We start from the raw sequence: 16757 nt of genomic DNA, 5'->3' as shown, positions 1-16757 counted from the left end.
GGGACCGCTCTCTCAGAGCGACTGTGCCGCTTTCAGTACGGGGGCGAGGGAGGTGACCGTGACCTCGCAGCCCGCCTCGCGCAGGCCCGTCTCGACCGTGGGATTGCGGGCGAGGCCGATGAAGCGCAGGCCGACCTGCTGGGCGGCGGTCAGCTCGGCGAGGGTGGAGCCGATCAGGACGCTGGTGAAGGCGGGCGTGCCGTGCGGGCGCAGGGCGCGCAGCAGGCAGTCGGGGTGCGGCATGAGCCGGCCGAGGTCGTTGCTGCGGCAGTGCACGCGCGCGAGGGGGAGCCGGTGGGACTCCAGATAGCGGTGGACGGCCTGTGTGCTGACGTCCGTGGCCACCCCGACCCGGCGTCCGCTGTCGTGCAGGGTGCGCACGAGCGTGACGGAGTGGTGCGTCGTCGGCGCGTCCGGTACGGCCCTCAGCTCCAGCTCGTTGAGACGGTCCCGCAGGAGCGGGCCGAGGGGGTCCTGGGCGAAGGCGCGCAGGACGTCCAGCGGGTGCACGAACAGCTCCCGTCGCGCCCCGCCGCCGCCCAGGGGCTGCCCGGTCAGCGCGTCCTCGGGGTGACGGTGCTCGGCGACCAGCGCGAGCAGGTCGAGGGCGGCCTCGCGGGCGGTGTTCGCCGTGAACAGGCGGGTCAGCGGGCCGTCGAAGCCGAACAGGACGGTCTCGGCGTCCGCGAGCAGGCCCGCCAGCGGGCGCGCGGAGGGGTCGGCGGGCCGCCGCACCTCGGGGGGCGGGGCGTAGTCCGGCGCGAGGGTGACCGCGCAGGTCACCGCCAGCCCCGGCACCGGCCACGTGCCGAACTGGGCGTTGACGGCCCGCTGCGCGCCGGCCGCCCGGCGGACGGAGTGGTGGCCGGTGACCCGGGATGCCGCCTCCACCAGATGCGCCAGCAGCCGCTCGGCCACGCCGGTGGCCTCCGCCCGCACGTACGCCCGTGCGTCGGCCTGTACGTACGCCACCGGGTCGGCCACCCGCCAGGTCAGTTCCACGGCAGCGGTGAAGGCGCCCTTGCCGGAGCTGGGCAGCGACACCTGGCGGACGGCGTGGTGCGGGGTGAGGTCGACCTCGTAGTACGTCGCCGCGCGCGGCGGGCGTCCGCCGTACGGGTCGGCGGGGTTGAGGAGGGTGAGCGGGCCGTCGGGGCCCGTGTGCACGATCGCGGTGCGGCCGGGGGCGGGTATCCCGAGCTGCCGTAGATCGGGGGTGAGCAGCGGCCCCCGTACGAGGTCCCGCGCCTCGTCCGTGTCCCTGTCCGTGTCCCTGTCCCTGTCCCTGTCCCTGTTCCCGTTCCCGTTCCCGTTCCCGTCCTCGGGGCGCGGCGCGGGCAGCCGGCAGTACCAGGCGAGTGGGGGGCCGTCCGGGGCGTCGCCGTACAGGGGGCGGAAACGGTGGGGGCCGGAGGCGGCGGAACTGTGGGCGAAGTCGTCGTAGAGGGCGGGGGGGATCGTGAGGAGGACGGGGGCGGTGACGTGCCGGGGTGCGGGGGCCGGTGCCGGTGTCGATGCCGGGCCGTTCCGGAACGTCACGCGCAGGCGCGGCGGTTCGGCCAGGTCGGCGACGGGGCCGGGCAGCCAGCGCAGGGCGGCGGCGAGGACGGGGAGGAGGTAGGCGTCGGGGTGGACCTGGACGACGTAGCCGTTCCGGCGGACGCGGATCTCGTACTGCTGGGGGGTGAGATCGCCGCGCGCGAGTACTTCGTGGACGGCCAGTTCGAGGGTGATGCGGGTTTCGGGGTGGACGGTGAGATCGGCGTCGGTCTCGAAGAGGATCGCGGGGTGGAGTTCGGCGAGGGCGGTACGGAGGGTGTCGCGGAGGGAGCGCAACCGGGAGCGGGTCTCCCGCGCGGCGGGGCCGGGGAGGCCGTCTAGGGGGTCGCCGTGGAAGAGGGCGAGGGCGTCTTCGAGCCGGGAGCGCTGGGCCCGTGGGTCCTGGGGCGGGTGGGCGAGGAGTCCCTCGAAGGCGACGGCGTTCTCGCAGGCGACGGCGTCGACCTCGATGCCGATGCCGGTGCCGATGCCGGTGCCGGTGCCGGTGGCGTCCAGGGTGTAGCCGTCGGGGGTTCGGGTCAGGCGCGCGGGTCCCAGCAGGTGGCCGACCTCCCTGGCCAGCGCGTCGATACGGCGGACGGACTCCACCCTGCCGGGCCGCTGCTCCCACAGGCCGGCGGCCAGGTCGTCGTAGGTCGTCGGCGTCTGTTGTTCGGGGGCGAGGAGCAGCATGCACAGGAGCGCCTGGGCTTCGACGGAGGGGAGGGGGAGGGACGGGTGCTCCGGGGGACGGCTGACGTGCAGCGGGCCCAGCATCCGGATGTGCAGAGGGCCGGCGGGCTCCTGCACATCCGGATGCTGGGCGGAGGGTTCCTGGACGGCGGGTTCCGTGCCGCCCCCGCCCATCCGCTGCACCGTCTCCTCGCTCACCCTCGCGAACGCCGGGGCGGTGTCGGAGCCGGAGTCCGCACCGGTGTCGGTGCCGGTGCCGTTGGCCTGGGGGGTGGAGGTCTCCGCCCGGAACCCGCCCGGCGTGTAACCCGCTTGGTCGTCGATCAGGCCGCCGATGCGGTCGAGGAGTTCGCGGGTGCGGCCTCGGGTCGTGCGGGGGAGGGTGCGCAGGAGGAGGTCGCGTACGCCGGGGCGGAAGTCGTAGGAGCCGGGTGGGCCGGGGGCGGTGGTGAGCATGCCGCTGAGGATCACCTCGGCCAGGTGCTGCGGGCGCGGGTCCCGGTTCACGGCACGCTGGACCAGACGCATCACCGGCACGGACGGCACCGCGAGCGCCAGGTGACCGGCCAGCCGGAAGGCCTCCGGGGAGGCGGTGGCCCGGAAGCGCAGCACCAGGTCCTGGGCGGGGAGGGACCCCGGGTCGGTGGTCCCCGGCTCGGCGGGTGCGGGCGGGGTGGGGGCCGGCGGAAGCCAGGCCGCAGCGCCCGGGGCGTGGACGCCGCCGGGTCCCGCCACCAGCGCCGCCCAGTTGGCCAGCCAGGGCGCGCCCGGTTCCAGGACGGGCAGGGGAAAGGCGGTTCCGGGTGCGGGACAGGTCTCGGGGTCCGGGTCCGGGTCGTACGGGGTGAAGGTGAGGGCGGAGAGCGGGGCCGCCGGGGTGGGGGAGGAGAGCAGGCCCGGCTGGGCCGGCAGGGCCGTCGTGGGCCACAGGTGCTCGGGGAGCGGCTGTACGACGGCCAGCGGCATCCGCGTCGCCCAGTGCCGCAGGGTGCCGTACCAGAGGTCGCCCGCCGGGCCGGGTCGCCACTGCGGGCCCATGCAGTCGCTGACGACCAGGGTGACCGTCCGGCCGTCCGCCGGGTCGGGGACGTGCCGGGCCCGGCCGTCGGGCGCCGCCGGGTGCAGGGTGACCGTGCGGAAGACGCCCGACTGGGCCAGGACGGTGTGCAGTTCACGGACGAGGGGCCGCCACACCGGCATCGTCGGGCCCGTGTCGTGGACGAGGCTCAGGCGCAGCCAGCGGTCGCGCGCGGGGCGCAGGACGGGCAGCCAGACGTCGGGGTGGGCGCCCAGCCGGGCGATGCGGTCGGCCGTCGCCCGCTCGTCGAGGAGACGGGCGCGCGCCGACGCCACCGTCCGCTTCAGCGGGCGCAGCGCCCGCTGGAGGGCGAGGGGGTGGGGGAGCATCGGGGGTGCGGGTGCGAGGAGTTGCCTGGTGGCCGTGGTCGTGCGTGCCGGGGCGTCCGTCGGCGGTGGCGGGGCGGGGAGGTGCAGGGGGACGCGGTCGGTGGGGGACGGGGGCTGGGATTCAGGGAGGGGCGGGGTCTCTGACGGCCGGTCCTCGGGGCCGGCCGGAGCGGGGGGCGGCGGTGACGGCGTCGTGGCCGCTGTGCCGTCCGGGTCCGAGCACGGGTCGCCGGAGGTATCCGTGTGAGCCGCGTCCGGATCCTCCAACTCCCTTGCCAGCCATAGCAGTTCGGCCAGTTCGCGCGCCGTCGGCGCTGTCTCCGACGCGGTGGTCAGCAGCGCCGTCAGCCGGGCAAGCGCTGACGTGTCCCCCGGCGGCACATCTCCCTGCGGCGCGGCGTCAGAAGCCATCGCCGTCCGCCGTCGTGCTCAGGTAGGGCATGAGTTGTTCCGCCAGGGCGTCGCGGGAGTCCGTGTCGAGGCCGGTGACGCCGGTGAGGTAGAGGGCGTTGAGGAGCTGGTCGGTGGCGAGTTCGCCGTCGGCGGCGCGGGTCAGGAAGCGGTTGATGAGGCGTTCCGCCTCGCCGGGCGGGGTGTCGAGGTGGGCCCGGACGATCTCGGTGAGCTGTTCGCGGTCGGGGCGGCGCAGCTTCAGGCGGACGCAGCGGCGCAGGAAGGCGGGCGGGAACTCGCGCTCGCCGTTGCTGGTCAGCACGACGAACGGGAAGGCGCGGCAGCGGACCCGGCCGCGTGTCACGGTGACCGGGGAGTCCGAGCCGTCGGCCAGCACCTCGGCGGTGACGTCCTCGGCGGAGTGGCGGGCGGCGCGCAGGAGTTCGGGGATCTCGTACTGGCCCTCCTCCAAGACGTTCAGCAGGTCGTTGGGCAGGTCGAGGTCGCTCTTGTCGATCTCGTCGACCAGCAGGGCGCGGGGACGGTCGTACGGGAGCAGGGCCGTGCCGAGGGGGCCGAGGCGCAGGTGGTCCTCGACGCCGCCGGCCTCGTGGACGTCCTGCCCCGTGCGGGCCGCCTGCCGCGCCGCGTACAGCCGGGACAGGGGGTCGTACTGGTAGAGGCCGTCGGACAGGGCGGAGCGGCTGGTGATGTTCCAGCGCAGCACCGGGCCGAGCCCCAACTCCCGTGCCACCGCGTACGCCAGGGAGGACTTTCCGGTGCCGGGCGGGCCGGTGACCAGCAGGGGGCGGCGCAGCACGAGGGCCGCGTTGACGAGCTGGACGCTCTCCGGGGTGGCGACGTAGGAGCGGGCGCGGTGGACCCGGTCGGGGGAGACGGCGGCCTCGTCGTCGGCGTCCCGGGGGGCCGGCACGACGGGCTCGCCGTCGAACGCGCGCCAGGGCGGCGGCGCGGGCAGCCGGTCGATGCCGTCGTGCGGCTCGCTGTTCCCGGTGTAGACGGACCAGTGGGGCATGGTTCTCCGAACTCGGTGTGGCATGGCGTGACTTGGCATGACCTGGCGTGGCCTGGTGACTCGGTGGCGGGCTCAGGCCACGGGGGAGTGGGCGTGGGCGGGCGCTTCGCCGTGCGGGTCGGTGAAGACGCGCGGGTCGTCCCACAGGAGTTGGATGTCGTGCGCCCAGTGGCCGTCCTCCGCGTCGGCCTCCTCCCGCAACGCCAGCACGCGGCGCGGGAGTTGGGCGGGCGGGACGCCGGACAGGCAGGTGTCGAGCTCGTCCAGGAACGTCTTGCCCGCGCAGCCGTCCCCGCCGGCGCAGGGCTCGTCGGGCCCGGCGGCGCAGCCCTCGCGGGACCAGATCACCATCGGGGCGGGCGCGTTGAGCGAGGTGTCGAAGTGGGGGCGGGTGCGGGGCGCGGCCGGGGCGGATGCGAAGCCGGCGAGGCAGGCGTCGTCCTGGCGCAGCCGCATCCGGAGCCGGCGGGGCTCCTCGGGGCTGCCGCACTCGACGCGGTGCACGCGCGCGCCGGGCACGGAGTCCAACCGGTTCCACATCCGAGTCAGTTGGTGCCGGACGCCCGCCCGGCGGCGGGCCTGGTCGGTGACGACGAGCGGGTACACGCAGCCGAGCGGGGTGTCGTCGTCGGGGTTGCTGGCCCAGCGGTCGACGGGCAGGTCGATCCAGTCGCGGGGCAGCGCGAACGCGATCAACTCGTCGCAGCCGGGCGTCAGATACCGGAAGGCGGCCTCGATCCGGTCCTGCACGTAGGCGCGCAGCCCGGCCTGCGGGACGGTGTCCGAGCCGACCGGATGCCGGCGGCCCCCGCTGTACGCGGACACCTCGACGCGCACGTGCCCGTCGCCCGCGCCGCTGTGCTGGAGGTCGACGAGGATGGGCGACCAGTGGGGTGCGGCGGCCGTCTCGACGGTGACGTGAGACAGGGAACGGGAGTCCGGGAGGGATTCCAGGAGGGATTCCAGGTGGGCCGTGAAGCGGGTGACGGTGGTGGCCGCGTCGGCGCCGTCGATCTCGCACAGCACGAACAGGGCGGCCGACCACAGTGAGTCGAACCCCTCCTCGGGCGCGTCCGGGTCCAGCAGGCCCCGGGCGGCCTCGTAGAGCCGTACGCGCCGCCCGGGATCGCCGTCCAGGCCCGCCCGGACGGCGCGTTCGACGAGTTCGCGCAGGCGCGCGCGGTCGGCGGTGCGGTGGTCGGCGGTGGGGACCAGGCCCTCCAGGGCGGGCCAGTAGCGGGTCATGACCTCGGTGGGCATCATGCGCCCGTTGTGCACGCCCCGGTCGCCGGCGGCCGCGGTGACCATGCCGACGACCTCGCCGGTCTCGACGAGGGTGACGGCGGCGCCGCTGAACCCGGGGGCGAGCGGCTGCCCGCCGGGCTGCCAGGCCTCCAGTTGGATCCACTCGCGGTTGAGCAACTGGGGTGAGGTGATGCGGTATTCGGCGAGGGTGCCCTCGTCGAAGCCCACCGGGAAGCCGTAGACGACGAGCTTGCGGGGCAGGTCGGGACGGTCGGGCCGGTGGCCGTGGGCGGTGTCCACGGGGGCGAGCGCGGCCGGGGCGATCGGCACGTCGTGGGCCAGCTCCAGGACGGCCAGGTCGCCGAGGTCGGTCGTGCCGCCTCCCCAGCCGCCGTCGGCGACCACCCGGGCCGGGACGGCGGGGGAGCCGGGCCGCTCGGTGAAGGTCACCGTCAGCGTGTCGGCGGCGGCCTGGTGCACGACGTGGGCGCAGGTCAGCACCCGGCGCGGGGTGACTAGGAAACCCGCGCCCGCGACCTGGCCGGCGCTCTCGATCCGGGCGTGCCACTCGGCGCTGTTCCCACTGTTCACGCCCCCCGTGCGGCCCACGCCGCCCATGCGACTCATGCGGCTCACGCTGCTCATGAGGGGGAGGACGGCGACCAGGTCAGTCGTACGACGAGGTGGCCCTCCGCCGTGCCCTTGGCGATGATCGCGCCCGTCTCGGCCGACAGCTTCACCCCGAACTCGATCTCCACGCCGTCCGGCCGTAACGCCCCGTCGCGGAAGACGCGCAGCGCCGACTCGGCGGCGGCGCGCACGCCTTCCAGGGCGCCTTCGAAGGTGCGGGCCGCCTGGACCGTACCGTCGCCCCGGGCCACCAGCCGCGACCCGGGCCGCTGCTCCGTGACCGCCTCGACGGCGACCACGGCACCGTCGTCGGTCTTGAACTCCACCAGTCCGTCCACAGTGTCCCCGTAACCCCTTCCAGTCCAGTCCAGCCCAGAGCAGTCCAAAGCGGTCCAGTCAAGTCCGGTCCAGTCCTGAACAACTCGACATCACCAGCGGCTCTGCGCACATCCATTGTCACGGACGGTGCTGGAGATTGTTCCCGAGTTCGGCCTTTCAGTCGGCCTGGTCGCTCCGGATCACGCCCAAGGCCGCCAAGTCCTGGGGCCGGATACGGAGTTGGTCCGCCGTCGCCTCCACCTCCTCCGGTGGCCGCTTGAGGATGGCGGCGGCCGACTCCGGTGCGATGACGGAGAAGTAGCTGTCCGGTGTGGCCCAGGTACGGCCGGGTGCGGCGAGCGCGAGCGCCCCGCCGGAACCGCCCTCGCCGATCACGAGCGTGGTGATCGGCGTCCGCGCGGTGGCGACCGCCCCGAACAACTCGGCGATCGACGCGCCCACGCCCTGCCGTTCGGCCTCCGCGTCGTTGGCCGCGCCCGGGGTGTCCACCAGGGTCAGCACCGGGATCCCGAGCCGGTCCGCGAGCCGGATCAGCCGGACGGCCGTGCGGTAACCGGCGGGCCGGGTCGCCGCCCCGGTCTGCGCGGCATACGCGACCGTACGCCCCTGACGCTCGCCGAACCCGCACAGCATCCCGCCCGCGTCGACACCACCACACCGGTCCCCGGAGATCGCGACCCGGTGGCCGAAGTAGACGTCCAAGTAGGCCTGCGCCCGGGGCCGTTCCGGCGAACGAGCACGCGCGACCGCGTCCCACCCGGAGACCGGCAGCCCCGTCACCCCGAGCGCCCCGGGCACCGGGGCGGGCTCGATCCCCTGCCCCGCGTCGCTCGCCCGGCCCGATGCGCTCGCCCCGCTCGCCCCGCTCGACCCGAGGGCTTCCGGCGCCGGAGTCGGTTCGATCGGCCGGGTGGCGGGCTCGCCCGTCTCGGCCGACCGCCTCACTCCAGCCGTCCCGCCCGTCAGCAGTCGCAGCCACAGCCCCAGCGCGCCCCGCAGCTCCGCCGGAGGCACGACCGCGTCCGCCGCTCCCGCCGAGACCTGGGCCTCGGCCGTGTAGGCGGACGGGTCGGCGTCCCGTGGGCGGACTCGGGAGCCGGCGAAGGCGACTTGGGCGTTCGGCAGGGCCAGGACCACGTCGGCGCCCGCGCCCAGGGTGGCCCAGCCGCCGCCGGTCGTCGGGTCCCGCAGGACGGCGATCTGAGGCAGCCCGGCCTCTCTCGTGAGCGCCGACTGCCGTGCCACCCGCTGGAGTTGGGTGAGGGCGAGCATGCCCTCCTGCATCCGGCTGCCGCCCGTGGCGACCAACGGCACGACCGGGAGCCGGTGTTCACGGGCGTACGTGTACGCCGCCTCCAGCCGGTCGCCGGTGCGCTCGCCCAGGGAACCGCCCAGGAAGCCGAACTCGAAGGCGATCAGGACGGCCCGGGTGCCCTCGACGCTCGCGGTGCCGCAGACGACGGACTCCGTCTCGCCGGTGCGCCGGGCGGCGCGGGCGCGCGAGGCGTCGTAGCCGGGCCAGCCGAGGGGGCCGTCGGGCGCGAACTCCCTCTCGGGGTGGGGGAGTTCGGAGAGCTCGGAAAATCCGGAGGGTCCGGAGGGTCCGGAGAGTTCGTGGAACTCGTCGGCGACGAGGGCGATGATCTCCCGCGCGCTCGCCCGTCCCGTCGTCATGACGGCAGCGCCCGCTTCATGATCTTCCCCATGTCGTTGCGGGGCAGCGCGTCGAGGTACCGCACCACGCGGGGCCGCTTGTGCGGGGCGAGCCGCCGGGCGACGTGATCGGCCAACTCACCCTCGGTCGGGGGCGCTTCGGGATCCACCGGCACGACCCACGCGACGATCCGCTCCCCGAGGTCCGCGTCCGGCTCCCCGGTGACGGCGGCCTCGCGCACCCCCGGATACTCCAGCAGCGCGTTCTCGATCTCACCGGCCCCGATCTTGTAACCCCCGCTCTTGATCAGATCGGTGGCCTTGCGCCCGACGATCCGCACGTACCCGTCGGGATCGCGCACCGCCACGTCGCCCGTCCGGAACCAGCCGTCGGCGGTGAAGGCGGCGGCGGTCGCCTCGGGCCGGTTGAGGTACTCGGTGAACAGGTTCGACCCGCGCACCTGGATCTCCCCGACGGTCTCCCCGTCGTGCGCGGCGACGACCGACCCGTCGTCCTCCACGAGCCGCAGCTCCACGCCCGGCAGCGGCACCCCGACCGTCCCCGCCCGCGCCTCCCCGTCCGCACGGACGCTGGTGTTCATCAGCGTCTCCGTCATGCCGTACCGCTCGATCACCCGGCGCCCGGTCGCGGCGGCGATCCGCTCGTGGTCGTGCACGGGCAGCGCGGCCGAACCGGACACCAGCAGCCGCGCCCCGGCGAGCGCCTTGGCGAGCGCGGGGTCGGCGGGCAGCGCCTCGGCGATGCGGTGGTACATCGTCGGCACCCCGAACAGCATGGTCGCGCCGCTGCTCAGCTCGCGCGTCACGCCCTCCGTGTCGAACCGCCCGAGATGCCGCACGGACCCGCCCCGCCGCAGCGGCCCGAGCACCCCCAGCACCAGCCCGTGCACATGGAACAGGGGCAGCCCGTGCACGAGGACGTCCTCCCCGGTCCACTGCCAGGCGTCGGCGAGCGCGTCCAGGGTCGCGGCGACCGCCCGACGCGGGATCACCGCGCCCTTGGGCGGCCCGGTGGTGCCGGAGGTGTAGACGACGAGGGCGGGGTCCTCATCGCCCACAGCCTCACCGCCCAACCCCCCGACCCCATCCCCATCCACGTCCACGTCGACGTCGATCCGCTCCAACTCCCGCAATGCCTCCGGCAGTTCATCACCCGGAGCCGCAAGCACCACCCCCGGCGCACTGTCGGACAGGATGTGCCCGAGCTCCTTCTCGCCCGACTTCGGGTTCAGCGGCACGGCGGCCACCCCGGCGAGCAGCACGCCCACCACCCCGACGGCGGTCTCCAGCGACGGAGTCGCCCACACGGCGACCCTCCCCGCCCCCCGCACCCGCTCCCCGACGGCACCGGCCGCCGCCGCGAGCTCCGCATACGTCAGAGACCGCTCCCCGAACCGCAGGGCGGGACGACCGGACGGGTCGTCCGTCAGCGCCGGGAAGAGCGAGGACGAGGGTGAGGACGAAGATGAGGCCGAGGGCGATGACACGGGACGGGCTCCTGGTGGCTGCGGGACACGATCAAACGGTGTCTTACCCCACGGGACCGCGCCCCCACCTGTCAGGCGCCCCTTGTTAGCCTTCGGACGATCGGATAGGCGGTCAGAGAGATGATCGGATATCGGACAGTCGCATGAAGGGCATGAAGGATTTGAAGGAACAGGGAGTCCGTCGTGGCCCGTTAGAGAGCGCTCGTCACCTATGACCGTTGCCGAGACCGTAGTCAGGTCTCGGCATTCCGTACGTTTCCGCCCGGAAGATCCGTCTCGTCACCAGAGCGTGAGGGCTTCGGCTTGAGTACGGTCGAGGAGCTTCACCGTGGGCTCGTGGGTGCGGATCGTGCCCAGCCGGGGCAGGGTGACGTGACGGCCGTCAGCGTCCACGCGGATCACGCCGGTGGTGAACCGGCAGGCAAGGCACGCCTTGCGCTTCGACTTGAACCGCGGCGCACCCATCCGCTTGCCGCGCCGCTTGCCGTTCTTGGACTTCGCGTAGTTGCCGAACGCGGCCGACGCGTTCGCCAGGCCGGTGGAGTACGCCTCCTTGGAGTTCTCCTCCCACCAGGCGGCGAACCTCGGATCGGTGTGCTTGGCCTCGTTGAACGCCTTCCGCAGCGCGGGCAGCGACCACGGCCGCCACTCCGTCAGCCCGGCCTCGCCGATGCCGTAGGACTCCTCCGCGCGGCGCTGCCACCAGGAGGCGGTCACCCAGCCGACGGCCCAGTTGCAGGCGGCACGCGCCGCGCCGCAGTGCGAGCGCAGAGCATGCTCCTGGGTGGCGTTCGGGTCCAGTGCGAAGCGGTACGCCTGCACCACGAACCCGGGCTGCGGCTGGAACTTCTTCACTCGGCGGCCTCGCCGGTCGCCACGGCCACCGCGCGGGCGGCCCGGTTCTTCGCTGCCCCCGGCCCGTACAGGCGGGCGCACATGGAAGTGAGCACCTCGGTGATGTCGCGTACCAGGTCATCGGCGGTCTCGGTGGGGTCGAGGACGACCAGGCGCCGCCCGGACGCCGACAGTGCGGCCTCCAGGTGCTCGACGCCGAACCGGGCCAGCCGGTCGCGGTGCTCGACCACGATCACCGCCGTCTGCGGGTCGGACAGCAGCCGGTGCAGCTTGCGCCGCCGCCCGTTCAACCCGGATCCCACCTCGGTGACGACCTCAGCGACGGCCAGACCCAGCCCGTTCGCGCCGGACACGACCCGGGCGGCCTGCCGCTCAAGATCGGCTTTCTGGTCAACGGACGACACGCGGCAGTACGCCACCACACGCCCGGACGGCTGGACGGCGACCTCGTCGACCAACCACGTCCCGGACGGCGCCTGGCGAACGGGGACGGGCATCTTCCCGTCCTTCACCCACCGCCAGGCAGTCTGGTAGCTCACGCCCTGCTGACGGGCCCACTCCGAAAGCTTCACGAGACCAAGGTACCTGAGACACACGACTACGGATGACTATGAATGACTAGAAAATCTGTAGCAGCTTTCACCCCACCCGGCCCGAGCCCAGCCGGGACGGCGATCTTCCGGTGCTGGTGGCGGCGTTGCGGGCGGCCGGGGGCGAGGCGGACGGGGTGTTCTGGGACGACGCCGACGTCGACTGGGGGTCCTACGACCTCGTCGTCATCCGCTCGACCTGGGACTACAGCTGGCGCGCGGACGAGTTCACGGCGTGGGCGCGGAAGGTCGGGGCCGTCACCCGGCTCGCCAACCCGGCCGACGTCGTGGGGTGGAACACCGACAAGCGGTATCTGGGGGAACTGGCGGCGGCCGGAGTGCCGACCGTCCCGACGCGCTACCTCGAGCCCGGCGACCCGGCCGACCTCCCCGCCGATCACGAGTACGTCGTCAAGCCGACCTCCGGCGCCGGCGCCCGCTACGCCGCCCGCTACACGCCCGACCAGCACGAGACGGCCGTACGGCAGCTCGCGCGGATGCACGCCGAGGGGCTGACGGCGATGGTGCAGCCGTATGTGCGCGGCATCGACAGCGGCGGTGAGCGGGCCGTGCAGTTCTTCGGCGGACGCCTGCTGCACGCCAGCCGCAAGCGGGCGGTGCTGGCCCCCGGCACCGCCTTCGACGCGGTGAAGGTCGCCCACCCCGGACTGGAGCCCTGGACCCCTACCCCGGCCGAGATCGCCGTCGCCGAACGCGCCCTGGCCGCCGTACCGGAGTCGCCCGAGCTGCTGTACGCCCGGGTCGACCTCGTGGACGGCGACGACGGGGAGCCGTGCGTGATGGAACTGGAACTGGTCGAGCCCAACCTCTTCCTGTTCCTGCACCCGGAGTCGGTGCCGGCCGTCGCGGCGGCGATCCTGGCGGCGGCCGCCACCCGCTGACGACCGTCACTCGTTGACGGCCGCCGCCCTCACCTCCGGACCTCCGGACCGCGCTACTCCCTGACCGCCGTCCGTTGCAGCAGTCCCCAGGTGAACTCGGCGACGACCTCCTGCCGCACGCCGTGCCGGTCCGGTGCCGTGAAGGCCAGGCCCCAGCGGGTGGGGGCCGTGCCTTCCAGGGGGCGGGCCGGGGCGAAGGCGCGGGCGGCCTCGTCGACCGTGCAGGACCAGGGGGTGAGGTCGTCGAGGGACTTGAGGGGTGGCGGCTCGCCTACGGGGGAGCGGACCAGCCATTCGTTCCAGACGCTGCCGTTCGGCGCGAGCAGGACCTCGAAGCGCAGGTCGGGCCAGTAGGACACGGGCCAGAGCCAGGCCTCGCAGTCGAGGTCGCCGACGCGGCGGGGCGTCCGGGTCTCGGGCTCGCCGAGGACGGATCGGTAGCGGGCGAGGGCGCCCCGGGCGTGCGGGGAGTGCGTCATCGCCTGCCAGCGTCTGTTGGCCTCTCGCATCTGTGTGAGGGAGACGCCCAGTTCATGGCGGGCGTTCTCCACCAGGTCCGGATTGTGGTCGGCCATACGACGCAGCAGGACCAGTTCGAAGTCGAGCGGCGTGAAGGAGCCGGCGAGACGTTTCTGAGTCGGCATGCGTACCATCCTGGCCCAAACGCGGGGGCGACGTACTTGCCCTCACGTTTCCCGACCATTGCCCGGCGCGACGCGCTATGACAGCCTGTGGTCGTCATGTTCGTCATGCCGATCGCCTGTTGAAATCTCGAACACGATCACCGTATGGCCGCCTGACAGCCACTGAGACGACTAACTAAGGGAGGGGGCCGGTTGTGGGACGCCTCGTACCTGCCGTGACCCGAGCTCTCGACATTCTCGAGCTCTTCCTCGACGGGGACGGTTCGCTCTCCGCCCCCGACATCGTGCGCAAGCTGCAGCTTCCGCGCACCACCGTGCACGAACTGGTGACCACGCTCTCCGCGCGGTCGTACATCGTCGCCGTGCCCGGACAGCCCGGACGGTACCGTCTCGGCGTCCGCCCGTACCAGCTCGGCAGCCGCTACGCCGAGCAGCTCGACCTCGCCGCCGAGGGTCAGCAGGTCGCGCGCTCCGTCGCCGAAACGTGTGACGAGACAGTCCACGTGGCGATCCTCGAGGGCACCGATGTCATCTACATCGCCAAGGTCGACTCCACGCACGCGGTCCGGATGGTCTCGGCCGCGGGCCGTCGCCTCCCCGCCCACTGCACCTCCGTCGGCAAGATGCTGCTGGCCTCGCTCCCCGAGCCGGAGCTCAGCGCGCGCGTCCCCGACGACGCCGACCTCGTCCGGATGACCCCGAACAGCATCACCGACCCCGGCGCGCTGCGCGAGGCCCTGGCGGAGATCCGGGAGCGGGGCGTCGCGGTCGAGAGCCGCGAGTCCAACCCGGACGTCAGTTGCGTCGCCGCCCCGGTCCGCGACCGCACGGGCCGGGTCGTCGCCGCGCTGTCCATCTCGGTGCCGATGATCCGCTGGAGCGACGAGCGCCGCGGCGAGCTGGAGCAGCTCGCGGCGAAGGGCGCCGCCGAGCTGTCCGAACTCCTGGGCTACCGGAGCGTGGCATGACAACTTCCACGTCACCCGCGTCCACGTCCTCCTCGTCGGCATCGTCCTCGTCCTCGTACGAAGTCGCCGTCCGGGCCGAGGCGACCCTCGGTGAGGGGCCGACCTGGGATCCGGCCACCGGCCGGCTGCTCTGGCTCGACATACTCGGCGCCCGCCTGCACACCTACGACCCCGCGACGGGCCGCCGCACGGTCCGGGTGACCGACCAGCACGTGGGCGCGGCCAAGCCCCGCGCGGGCGGCGGCCTGGTCCTGAACCTGCGGGACGGCGTCGGCCTCCTCGACCCCGACGACAGTTTCCGCTGGCTGCACCACGAGCCGGTCCCCGGCCGCCGTGCCAACGACGCCGCCGTCGCCCCCGACGGCTCCCTGTGGGCCGGCACCATGCGCTACGACGAGGCTCCGGGCGGCGGCACGCTGTCCCGGTTCACCGGCGACGGCGCGGCCGGGGCGGTCCTCGACGACGTGGCGGTGAGCAACGGGACGGGCTGGAGCCCGGACGGCACGCTGATGTACTACATCGACTCGCCCACGCGCCGGATCGACGTCTTCACATACGCGCCGGACGGGAGGGTCTCCGACCGTCGCCCCCTCGTCCAGATCGAGGACGGCGCCGGCTACCCCGACGGCCTCACCGTCGACGCCGACGGCTGTGTGTGGGTGGCGCTGTGGGACGGGGGAGCGGTACGCCGTTACACCCCGGCGGGCGAACTGGACCGCGTGATCACCCTCCCCACCCCGAGGATCACGGCGTGCGCGTTCGGCGGCGCCGACCTGACGGACCTGTACATCACCACGGCCCGCGTCGGTCTCACGGCCCCCCACCCGGTGGCGGGGTCACTGCTGGTGGTCCCGGGCGCGGGGAAGGGCCTGGCCCAACCGCCGTTCGCAGGCTGAACACCGGCCGGGTGCCCGGTTCGCCAGGTCACCCGGCCCCTGGGCCTACCGCAGCCCCGCCCGCTTCAACTCGTCCCCCGTCAACGGCGGCCCGGTCAACGCCGGCTTCAACGGCCCCAGCGCGGCCGCCACCAGCACCGAGGGACTCAGCAGCGCCTCCGGGCCGCGCTCCAGCGAGGTCACGTCCGTCACCCGGCGGGCGATCCGCCCGTTGCCGGTGGCGGTGTGCATCAGCCGGTTGACGTACGACGCCACGAGCCGGTCCCGGAGCGTGGGTCCCTTCTCCGTCGCGCCGGGATAGAACACGTCCTGGCCGACGGCGAGGTCCCAGGCGGTGCCGACCGGCCGGGCCAGCGCCTTCTGGATACGACGGGACAGTCCGGGCGTGCCCCACCCGTGCCGCCGGACGACGTCCCGCAGGATCACCGCGCTCTGGGCGGCGACGGCGAGACCGTGACCGTAGAGCGGGTTGAACGCGGCGAGGGCGTCGCCGAGGACGACGAAGTTCGCCGGCCAGGCAGGCATCCGCTCGTAGAAGTGCCGGCGGTTGACGGTCGCCCGGGTGTACGACACGTCGGACAGCGGCTCGGCCTGTTCGAGGAGTTCCCCGATGACGGGGTGCCGCAGTTCCTCACGCGCGAAGCGCACGAAGTCGTCGTTGACCGGGGAGGGTTCGCCGCCCCGGGTGCCGTTGAGCGTGACGATCCAGCGGCCGTCCTCGATGGGCAGCAGAAACCCCGCACGCCCCGGCTCACCGTCCCGCATGTCGGGCTGCACGTTGACGATCGGGTACCCGGAGCGTGCCTGCTCGGGCGCCAGATAGAGCCGACTGGCATAAGCCAGCCCGGAGTCCACCTCCCGCCGCTCCACCGCCCCGAGCCCCAACTCCACCAGCCACAGCCCCGCCCGGGACCCCCGCCCGGTCGCGTCGACGACGAGATCGGCCTCGATGACGCGTACGTCGTCGCCGTCCCGCGACCTGACCGTCACCCCGGTTATCGCCCCCGTGTCCCCCACGAGCCCCAACACCTCGGTGCCGGTGAGGAGTTCGACCCGGGGGTCGGTGAGAACCCGGGTGCGGATCGTCGCGTCCAGGAGGTCGCGGCCGGCCAGGAGCACGTGGTGGGACTCGGGCCAGCGGCGGAACCAGCCCCGGGTGCCCAGGACGACCATGTCCGTCGTGACCGGCGTCCGGCGCGCCCCGGCGTCCTGGAGCGCCTCGGTGATGCCCGGCAGCAGGTCCGACACCGCCCGCACTCCGCCGGACCACAGCATGTGGGCGTGGCGGGCCTGGGGCAGGCCCTTGCGGGGGGCGGGGCCGTCGGGCAGTACGTCGCGCTCGACGACGACGACCCGGTCGACCCGGTCGGCGAGGCCGGCCGGACCGCCCAGACCGGTCAGGGCGCGTGCCGCGAGCATGCCGGCATGGGATCCCCCCAGGACTACGGCGGTTCTGGCG

The 16757-nt window shown here is 73.8% G+C and carries 13 protein-coding genes; 3 read left to right on the top strand and 10 right to left on the bottom strand.

The window, feature by feature from the left end:
• Positions 1–12: 12 nt before the first annotated feature.
• The 8 genes from OG352_RS13165 to OG352_RS13130 all read right to left on the bottom strand — a co-directional run bounded on the left by OG352_RS13165 (position 13) and on the right by OG352_RS13130 (position 11870).
• On the bottom strand, positions 13–4050 hold the full coding sequence (locus OG352_RS13165; RefSeq protein ID WP_329216904.1) for an SAV_2336 N-terminal domain-related protein: 4038 nt from the start codon (positions 4048–4050) through the stop codon (positions 13–15).
• Positions 4040–5068, bottom strand: a complete 1029-nt coding sequence (locus tag OG352_RS13160) for an AAA family ATPase (RefSeq protein WP_329216903.1) — start codon at positions 5066–5068, stop codon at positions 4040–4042. Before OG352_RS13160 ends, OG352_RS13165 begins: the two co-directional genes overlap by 11 nt.
• A gap of 72 nt (positions 5069–5140) precedes the next feature.
• Positions 5141–6940 (bottom strand): VMAP-C domain-containing protein, encoded by a 1800-nt coding sequence (locus tag OG352_RS13155; RefSeq protein ID WP_329216902.1) that lies wholly within the window; start codon positions 6938–6940, stop codon positions 5141–5143.
• 14 nt (positions 6941–6954) lie between these two features.
• Positions 6955–7281: a CU044_2847 family protein gene (locus tag OG352_RS13150; RefSeq protein ID WP_329216901.1), complete on the bottom strand. Its 327-nt coding sequence runs from the start codon at positions 7279–7281 to the stop codon at positions 6955–6957.
• 157 nt (positions 7282–7438) lie between these two features.
• A complete protein-coding gene (locus OG352_RS13145) occupies positions 7439–8956 on the bottom strand; it encodes a carboxyl transferase domain-containing protein (RefSeq protein WP_329216900.1) in 1518 nt (505 codons plus the stop codon).
• Positions 8953–10443 carry an acyl-CoA synthetase gene (locus OG352_RS13140; protein WP_329216899.1) on the bottom strand — a complete coding sequence of 497 codons (1491 nt, stop codon included), beginning with the start codon at positions 10441–10443 and terminating at the stop codon, positions 8953–8955. Before OG352_RS13140 ends, OG352_RS13145 begins: the two co-directional genes overlap by 4 nt.
• Positions 10444–10722: 279 nt before the next feature.
• Positions 10723–11298: a helix-turn-helix domain-containing protein gene (locus OG352_RS13135; RefSeq protein WP_329216898.1), complete on the bottom strand. Its 576-nt coding sequence runs from the start codon at positions 11296–11298 to the stop codon at positions 10723–10725.
• Entirely contained in the window at positions 11295–11870 is a 576-nt protein-coding gene (locus OG352_RS13130) for an IS607 family transposase (protein WP_329216897.1), read from the bottom strand. The genes OG352_RS13135 and OG352_RS13130 overlap by 4 nt, the downstream gene beginning before the upstream one ends.
• A 53-nt stretch (positions 11871–11923) precedes the next feature.
• Between OG352_RS13130 and OG352_RS13125 the strand changes: the two genes are divergently transcribed.
• Positions 11924–12790, top strand: a complete 867-nt coding sequence (locus OG352_RS13125) for an ATP-grasp domain-containing protein (RefSeq protein WP_329223814.1) — start codon at positions 11924–11926, stop codon at positions 12788–12790.
• A 53-nt stretch (positions 12791–12843) separates the two neighbouring features.
• Here OG352_RS13125 and OG352_RS13120 read toward each other — a convergent pair whose 3' ends face one another.
• On the bottom strand, positions 12844–13434 hold the full coding sequence (locus OG352_RS13120) for a hypothetical protein (protein WP_329216896.1): 591 nt from the start codon (positions 13432–13434) through the stop codon (positions 12844–12846).
• Between the two features lie 194 nt (positions 13435–13628).
• On the opposite strand from OG352_RS13120, the gene OG352_RS13115 reads away from it, so the two are divergent.
• Both OG352_RS13115 and OG352_RS13110 read left to right on the top strand, forming a co-directional pair.
• Positions 13629–14402 (top strand): IclR family transcriptional regulator, encoded by a 774-nt coding sequence (locus tag OG352_RS13115; protein ID WP_329216895.1) that lies wholly within the window; start codon positions 13629–13631, stop codon positions 14400–14402.
• Positions 14399–15298, top strand: coding sequence for an SMP-30/gluconolactonase/LRE family protein (locus OG352_RS13110; RefSeq protein ID WP_329216894.1), 900 nt, complete (start codon positions 14399–14401; stop codon positions 15296–15298). The genes OG352_RS13115 and OG352_RS13110 overlap by 4 nt, the downstream gene beginning before the upstream one ends.
• A gap of 45 nt (positions 15299–15343) precedes the next feature.
• Here OG352_RS13110 and OG352_RS13105 read toward each other — a convergent pair whose 3' ends face one another.
• A complete protein-coding gene (locus OG352_RS13105) occupies positions 15344–16717 on the bottom strand; it encodes an NAD(P)/FAD-dependent oxidoreductase (protein WP_329216893.1) in 1374 nt (457 codons plus the stop codon).
• Positions 16718–16757: the final 40 nt, after the last annotated feature.

The organism is Streptomyces sp. NBC_01485, from assembly GCF_036227125.1.
Classification (GTDB): Bacteria; Actinomycetota; Actinomycetes; order Streptomycetales; family Streptomycetaceae; genus Streptomyces.
Note: the sequence above shows the minus strand (reverse complement) of the source record. Positions and strands in the feature narration are given on the sequence as shown.

Excerpts from the sequence above, each read along its gene's own strand:
- OG352_RS13165 (WP_329216904.1), bottom strand. The coding sequence starts at position 4,050 with ATGGCTTCTGACGCCGCGCCGCAGGGAGATGTGCCGCCGGGGGACACG.
- OG352_RS13160 (WP_329216903.1), bottom strand. The coding sequence starts at position 5,068 with ATGCCCCACTGGTCCGTCTACACCGGGAACAGCGAGCCGCACGACGGC.
- OG352_RS13155 (WP_329216902.1), bottom strand. The coding sequence starts at position 6,940 with ATGAGTCGCATGGGCGGCGTGGGCCGCACGGGGGGCGTGAACAGTGGG.
- OG352_RS13145 (WP_329216900.1), bottom strand. The coding sequence starts at position 8,956 with ATGACGACGGGACGGGCGAGCGCGCGGGAGATCATCGCCCTCGTCGCC.
- OG352_RS13120 (WP_329216896.1), bottom strand. The coding sequence starts at position 13,434 with ATGCCGACTCAGAAACGTCTCGCCGGCTCCTTCACGCCGCTCGACTTC.
- OG352_RS13110 (WP_329216894.1), top strand. The coding sequence starts at position 14,399 with ATGACAACTTCCACGTCACCCGCGTCCACGTCCTCCTCGTCGGCATCG.
- OG352_RS13105 (WP_329216893.1), bottom strand. The coding sequence starts at position 16,717 with ATGCTCGCGGCACGCGCCCTGACCGGTCTGGGCGGTCCGGCCGGCCTC.